This window comes from Paraburkholderia sp. BR10954, assembly GCF_040965775.1.
Lineage (GTDB): Bacteria > Pseudomonadota > Gammaproteobacteria > Burkholderiales > Burkholderiaceae > Paraburkholderia > Paraburkholderia youngii.
The window spans coordinates 1-1,765 of the sequence record NZ_JBFRCK010000155.1; the positions used below are offsets into that span (position 1 = coordinate 1).

At 60.3% G+C, this 1,765-nt stretch carries 1 protein-coding gene; it reads right to left on the minus strand.

Annotated features, from left to right (window positions below; all coding sequences use genetic code 11):
• A partial coding sequence (locus AB4Y34_RS41530) for a condensation domain-containing protein (RefSeq protein ID WP_368719269.1) occupies window positions 1-1,765 on the minus strand: 1,765 nt, incomplete at both ends.

A 1,765-nucleotide genomic window follows, 5' to 3' on the forward strand; every position in this document is an offset into this window, starting at 1 on the left:
GCTTCGGGCGTTCGCTTGGTTTGCTCTTCGAACAACTGGTGGATGCACGCCTGATCGGGATAGGGCGCCTCGGTTGCGTTCCAGGTCTGCAGCAGCAGCTCCCGCTCCGCTTTGGGCACCACCTCCAATTGACGCACCGGCTGACCAGGAGTCTGCTCCAGCGCATCGGCCAGACTGCGGAGCGCCTGCTCCATATACCCACATACCGGCTGCGAATCAATGGGCGATTGCACCTGCGCCGTCACCCCCAGCGCCTGTCCGTAATCCTCCACCGATAGCACGAATGGATAGTTGGTCCTCTCGTGGGAGCTAAGCATTTCGATACCCGACAAGGTGTCGTTCGCCTCGGTCTCGCCGAACGGTATCGAGTTATGCCGGTAATTCAGCAGCGCACTGAACAGCGGCGTGCCTGCCGGTACGCCACTGCATCGCTGAGCCAGTGCGAGCGATGCATGTTCGTGCTCCAGCAATTCCGCCAGCCTTGCATGCGTATGACGCACGCGCTCGGCCACACTGACCTCATCCATATCCAACCGAAGCGGCAGCGTGTTGATGAACAGCCCCATCGCCCGGTCTGCTCCTTCGCCTGCTTGCATCCGCCCGAACAAGACCGTGCCGAATACGACCTGTTCCTGGCCACTGGTACGCGCAAGCACTTGCGCCCACGCGACATGACACAAGCTGGCGAGACTCACGCCCAGGCGTTGGGCCTGTGCACGCAGCCTCAGGTTCAAATTGGAGGATAGCATTCGCCGGGTCTCGCCTACCTGAGAGCCATCACGGTGTACCTCGACCAGCCCGAACGGCAGCGTTGGCTCAGTGACGTCCGCGAGCATTGCCCGGAAGAAGCGTTCGTGTTCATCTGTCGCGGTTCCCAGTCGGGCTTGTGCGATAAGATTACGGAACGGTTCGGGCGATGGCAGCGTTGCACCTCGATCTTCCATGAATGCCCGCACCTCTGCCTGCATCACCTCTAGCGTCGAATGGTCGCTAATCAGATGATGTAGCAGGGTGAGTAGGATCCAGCGTCCTTGTTCATCTTGCGCGACTACAAGGCGCAGCAGCGGCGCCTGGCTTAGATCGATCCGGTACTGGTGGGGATCGAAACGCTCAGCCAGTTGGACGGTAACGGGACCGTCTGCCGGCGAGAGTTTCAGCTCAGTTACTGGCAGCGAAGCTTGCCGCCAGACCACCTGGGCGGGATTCGACAGGCCTTCCCAGACGAATGCGGTACGCAGAATGTCGTGTCGATTGACAACGTGCTGGACCGCGGCCAAATAGCGGTCCAGCGTATCACGTTCCGTGAAAGCCATTTGAACGAGCAGCAGATAGGGGTCACCGTCAGTGGCCAGCAGGTGGTGAAACAGGATGCCGTCCTGTAAGGGGGAAAGGGCATAGATGTCCTGTATCTTAGAGGTCCCCCCCGGTACATTCGCCACGATACGATCGATTTCGTCCTGAGTGAGATCGATTAGAGGCAGCAGGTCGGGCGTGATGGTCTGGCAATCCAGCGCAATCTGATTAGGCGGCACCGGCACTTCGCGATGCTGGCCTAGGACGCGAGCCAGTGCGCACAGCACCGGGGTCTGGAACAGGTCGCGTACAGCCAGACTCAGGTCCAGACGGCGCAGCCGTTCGATCATTTGAACAGCGAGCAGGGAGTGTCCGCCAAGAGCAAAGAACGAATCGTGTCGACTGACTGTGTGGACGCCGAGCAGTTCACGCCAGATGTCGGCCAGTGCGATCTCGAGTGCGCCGACGGGGG